Origin of the sequence: Kitasatospora sp. NPDC059747, from assembly GCF_042732955.1 — a bacterium.
Lineage (GTDB): Bacteria > Actinomycetota > Actinomycetes > Streptomycetales > Streptomycetaceae > Kitasatospora.
In genome coordinates this window covers 64,287-69,178 of sequence record NZ_JBHWGV010000018.1, presented here as the reverse complement: position 1 = coordinate 69,178, position 4,892 = coordinate 64,287, and the positions used below count along the sequence as shown (strand labels likewise).

Below are 4,892 nucleotides of genomic sequence, written 5' to 3'. Positions count from 1 at the left end.
CCCAAGAGCGCGCGGCGCCGACGCCCCCCGAGCCCGCCGGGGCGGGCGGGCGGCGCCGACCGCCCCCCCCCGCGCCGTGCGTGCCCGGCCGTCAGGCCGTGACGTGGTACCAGAAGCCGCCGGTGCGCAGGCCGACGTAGTGGACGTCCGTGCCCGTCTCCTTGGCCTCGTACATCATGTCCGCGCCGGTGGCGGGGTCGGTGCCCGCGTACAGCACGACGTGCGTGGTGGTGTGCGCGTCCGTGCCGAAGTACTCCAGGTCGCCCGGCCGGCGCTGGGACTCGGTGACCGGCGTGAGGTGGCGGTCCAGCGTCTGCTGGTTCGTGTCGCCGCCGTTGGCCAGGTCGAAGCCCGCGCCGAACCAGTAGGCCGCGCGGACCAGGCCCGAACAGTCCACGCCGGCGGTCGTGTCGGCCGGGCAGGGCTGGATCGAGCCGGTGTAGCCGTCGCACGTGCCCAGCGACGGGCCGGGGCCCTCGCCGCGCAGCGAGTGGCCGCCGCCCCACACGTACGGGACGCCGAGGAAGGCCTTGGCCGCGGCGAGGACCTTGGCCGGGTCGACGGGGGTGCCGGGCGGCGGCGGGGTGCCGGTGGAGCCGGCGTTGCCGCTGTAGAGGGCGGCCTTCGTGCCCTGGCCGACGACGCCGTCGATGGCCAGGCCGTGGAAGGCCTGGAAGTCGCGCACCGCGGTGTCGGTGGCCGGCCCGAACTGCCCGTCCACGGTGAGCCGGGCGCCGAGCGCGTTCAGCATCGTCTGCAGCGTGCTGACGCACGGTCCGCTCGCGCCGGTCCGCAGGTCGCCGCACTGGGTGCGCAGGTCGACGGTGCCGGAGGCCGCCGCGGCCGCGGCGTCGAGCGCCGCCTTGGTGGCGGGGCCGACGATGCCGTCGGCCACCAGCGCGTGCGCCGTCTGGAAGACGCGGACGGCGGTCAGGGTGGCCGCCCCGAACCGGCCGTCCACGGCGATCGTGGCGCCGGTGCGGTCGAGCTCCAGCTGGAGCTGGGTGACGCAGCCGTCGGACTCGCCCTGCCGGATGTCCGCCGGACAGGCGGAGGAGGTCAGGGCTATCGGGCTCGGCGCGGTGGCCGCGGGCGCGGCGGAGGCGGTCGCGGCGGAGGCAGTCAGTGCGCCGAGACCGGTCAGTGCGGCGGCCAGGGCCAGGCCCAGCGATAACCGGCGGCGGGCGGGGAGGAGGGTACGCACGGGTGGGTGCTCCTGGTGTGTGAGGATCTCGTGGATCTCCGGCGCGAGTCTCCGATGATTCGTCAGCCGGGAGCCGGCGGCGGGGATCGACCCGCTGCCGCCGGTCCCGTCAGTCTGCCGGGCGACCGCGTCGGCGCAAGGCCCGGTCGTGTCCGTCCCACCCGTCCCACACCGGTGACCGGGACTTTGGTACTCCGGCCGGCCGCCGATTGGAGACACCGCGGCCGTCCGGACCATCCGGACCCCGGGTGCCCCGGCCCGCGCGCGGCTGGGATGATCGTGGCCCGGGCCGGTGCGACGGCCCGTCGCCGCAGCGCGGATCCGGCACCATCGCCGGTCCTGGACCCCTGCGGCGGACCGCGTGCACGGGAACGGGGAGACGGTGTCGGAGAGCGGGAACGGCGTCGGCGGTGGCGACCAGGCGACGCGGGAGGGGCGGCTGGTCGGCGGGCGCTACCGGCTCGCGCGGCGCCTCGGGGCGGGCGGGTTCGGCAGCGTGTGGCAGGCCCACGACGAGGTGCTGGGCGTCGACGTCGCCGTCAAGGAGGTCCAGTTGCCGCCCGCCGCCTCGGCCGCGGAGCACGACGAGCGCCTGGTGCGCGCCCAGCGGGAGGCCCAGCACGCGGCGCGGCTGCGCGACCACCCGAACGTCGTCGGGGTCCACGACGTCGTGGTGGACGGCGGCCTCCCCTGGACGGTCATGCAACTGATCGTCGGCCGCTCCCTGGAGGACCGGATCGTCCAGGACGGACCGCTCCCGGCGCCCGAGGCGGCCCGGGTCGCGCAGGCCGTCCTCGCCGCGCTGGGCGCCGCGCACGAGGCGGGCATCGTCCACCGCGACGTGAAGCCCGCGAACATCATGCTGGCCGACGGCGGCGGCGTGCTGCTGGCCGACTTCGGGATCGCCGTGCAGCAGGACCAGACGGCGCTCACCGCCTCGGGCATGTTCATCGGCTCGGTCGACTACCTCGCGCCCGAACGCGCCCACGGCAGCCCCGCCGCCGCGGCCGGCGACCTGTTCTCCCTCGGCGCGACGCTCTACCAGGCCGTCGAGGGGCGGATGCCGTTCCGCCGCGACACCCCGGCGGCCACGCTCGCGGCGCTCCTGTTCGAGACGGCGCCGCCGATGGCACTGGCCGGTCCGCTGGCACCGCTGATCAACGGCCTGCTCACGAAGGCCCCGGACGACCGCCTCACCGGCCCGCAGGCCGCCGCCATGGTCACGGCGTTCCTGCAGCAGCAGCCCGCCCCGCCCACGGCGCCGCCGACCGCTCCCTTCACCGCGACCGCCACGACGTTCGTGCCGCCCCCGCCCCCCGTACCGCCCCGCGCTCCGGCCCCGGCACGGCGATGGAGCCCGGCGTACCTGCTCGCGCCCCTCGGCGGCCTGGCCCTGTACGTCGGCGCGGTGCCCCTGACCGGCGCCACCCTCAACGGCACGTTCGCCAACGGCCACGACCTGGCGGCCGACGTTTCGCTCGGCAAAGCGCTCGGGTTCCTGTCCTTCCCCGGAGTCCCCGAGACCCGCTACGGCATCCTCCTCGCGTGGCCCTGGCTGCTGCTCGGTGTCCTCGCCCTCGTCTGCACCGCCCTCCGGCCGCACCGCCGGCACCCGGTCGTCCGGACCCTCGGCTACCTGAGCCTCTCGGCGTTCCTCGTACGCCTCCTCACCACCGACCTGACGCTGCGGCCCACCGACTTCGCCCCCGTGTCGCCCACGCTGGTGCCGCACATCACGATCTCCTTCGGCCCCGGCTGGTGGCTGCTCCACGCGGCGGTGCTGCTCAACCTCGCCTACTTCGTGTGGCAGGACGTCCGCACCGCGCGCCGGACCACCCCCGCGGCCGTCTGACGCCTGCTCCTCCCCACCCGTCAAGTGGCCTGGAAGCCCTGGAAGTCCGCCACTACCATGGGCGTCCGGACAGTCCCGTCGGGTAGGGAGATCGGGGAGGGAGACGATGTCCACGGCGGCAAGCGGCACGAGCTTCGACGCCGTCCTCGGTCTCGCACCACCCCACCACCCCGACGATCCCGACCGGACGGCACCGTGAGCAGCACCGTCGACTACCTGGTCTGCGCGCTGGCCCTGCTGGCGACGGCCGCACGGCTGGTCCTGACCCGCGGCCTGTGCCGCCGCCCCGGCGAGCGCCGGCTGCTGGTGTTCATCCTCGGCATCGGCACGGCCGTCGCCGTGCTCGCCCCGGCCACCCGGGCCGCCGTGCCGTGGGAGTCCGTCGCGCGGTGCGTGCCGCTGCTCGGCTACGAGCTCAAGCTCGGCGCGGAGTGCGCGATCGCCCTGCTCGGGTACGCGGTGCGGCCGGCGGCGTCGGGCCCTGCCGCCGTGCGGCGCCAGGCGGTGGGTTCGGCGTTCGTCATGGCGGTGAGCGCGGTCGCGTACGTGGTGGGCGGGGTGCGGCCGGAGGGCCCCGAGCTGGTGGCGGGCCCGGCCGGGCGCCTGCCGCTCACGCTGTTCAACGCCCTCTTCACCGTGCACGGCTGCTGGTGCGTCGCGGTGTTCGGCCTGGCGGTCCTGCGGTCCGCCGGGGTCGTCGCCCCCGGGCTGCCGCGGACCGGGCTGCGGCTGATCGTCGCCGGGACGGCGTGCGGGTTCGCCTGGTCGGCGCTGAGCGCCGTGCCGCTGTGGGAGACGCTGACGACCGGCCGCCAGGAGATCGAGGAGGACGCCTTCTCGGCCCCGTTCGCCCTCGGCACGCTGCTCTTCGGCATCGGCGGCATGACGCTCGCGGTGTGGGCGGCCTTCCTGACCCGCTCGGCGCGGCAGGTGCGGGCCTGGCGGGACTACCGGCGGCTCGAACCGCTGTGGTCGGCGCTGCACTCGGCGGTGCCGGAGATCTCGCTCACCGCGGAGGTCGGGGTGCTCGGCCTCGGCGGGCCGCTGCGGAACCCGGAGTTCGCGCTCTACCGGCGCGTCATCGAGATCCGCGACGGTCAGCTGACGCTGCGGGCGCACGCCGATCCGCGGGTGCCCGGGTGGGCCGAGGCGGCGAGCGGCGGGGACGCGGCCGTCGTGGAGGCGGCCGTCCTGGCCGCCGCGCTGCAGTCGTCGGCGGCCGGGCACCGTCCGTCCGCGGACGGGACGGGCTACGCGCCGCGCGAGGTCGCGGCCGACCTCGCCGCCGAGACGGCCTGGCTGGTGACGGTGTCGCGGGCGTTCGCGCGTTCGGCGGTGGTGGCTCAGGTGCGCACGGGGCTCCCCGAGGACGAAGCGGCGAGTCATCAACTGTCGTAAATTTAGCAGCCCTTGGCATCTATCTCAGTTGACACCCTCCTGGTGCGCCGACATCCTGAACCCGAACCCGGGAAGGCCCTCGCCCACCTCGGCTGATCGTCAACATCCCATCGGCCCACAGGAGTTCGCCGTGCTCGACATCATCTTCATCGTGCTGTGGGTCACCAACCGCAACCGCGCCAGAACCGCCGTCGATCCGTACGAGCGCGAGAAGTACGCCAAGCGGGCCAAGATCTTCGGTTGGCTGGAAATCGCGAACCTCGGCTTCGGGATCCTGCTCGCGATATTGATCATCACCAGCAGCCCGCGGTAGGGCTCGCGCAACGACCGTGGGGGGGGGGGGGGGGGCCCGGGGGGGGGCCGCGCCCGGCCGGCACAGACGGGGAGTCGGGGAGATGAAAAAAAAAATACACGCACTCAAGAAGAATAATATTGTGT

At 74.9% G+C, this 4,892-nt stretch carries 4 protein-coding genes; 3 read left to right on the top strand and 1 reads right to left on the bottom strand.

Translation table 11 applies throughout. The annotated features are described in order from the left end of the window. Window positions 1-91 precede the first annotated feature (91 nt). Window positions 92-1,204, bottom strand: coding sequence for a peptidoglycan-binding protein (locus tag ACFV4G_RS10830; protein ID WP_380438724.1), 1,113 nt, complete (start codon window positions 1,202-1,204; stop codon window positions 92-94). A gap of 382 nt (window positions 1,205-1,586) precedes the next feature. On the opposite strand from ACFV4G_RS10830, the gene ACFV4G_RS10825 reads away from it, so the two are divergent. From ACFV4G_RS10825 to ACFV4G_RS10815, 3 genes are all read left to right on the top strand, one after another. Then, a complete protein-coding gene (locus ACFV4G_RS10825; protein WP_380438722.1) occupies window positions 1,587-3,056 on the top strand; it encodes a serine/threonine-protein kinase in 1,470 nt (489 codons plus the stop codon). 195 nt (window positions 3,057-3,251) lie between these two features. Beyond that, window positions 3,252-4,454 (top strand): MAB_1171c family putative transporter, encoded by a 1,203-nt coding sequence (locus tag ACFV4G_RS10820; protein ID WP_380438720.1) that lies wholly within the window; start codon window positions 3,252-3,254, stop codon window positions 4,452-4,454. Between the two features lie 130 nt (window positions 4,455-4,584). After that, window positions 4,585-4,767: a hypothetical protein gene (locus tag ACFV4G_RS10815; RefSeq protein WP_380438718.1), complete on the top strand. Its 183-nt coding sequence runs from the start codon at window positions 4,585-4,587 to the stop codon at window positions 4,765-4,767. The last annotated feature ends 125 nt before the right edge of the window (window positions 4,768-4,892 follow it).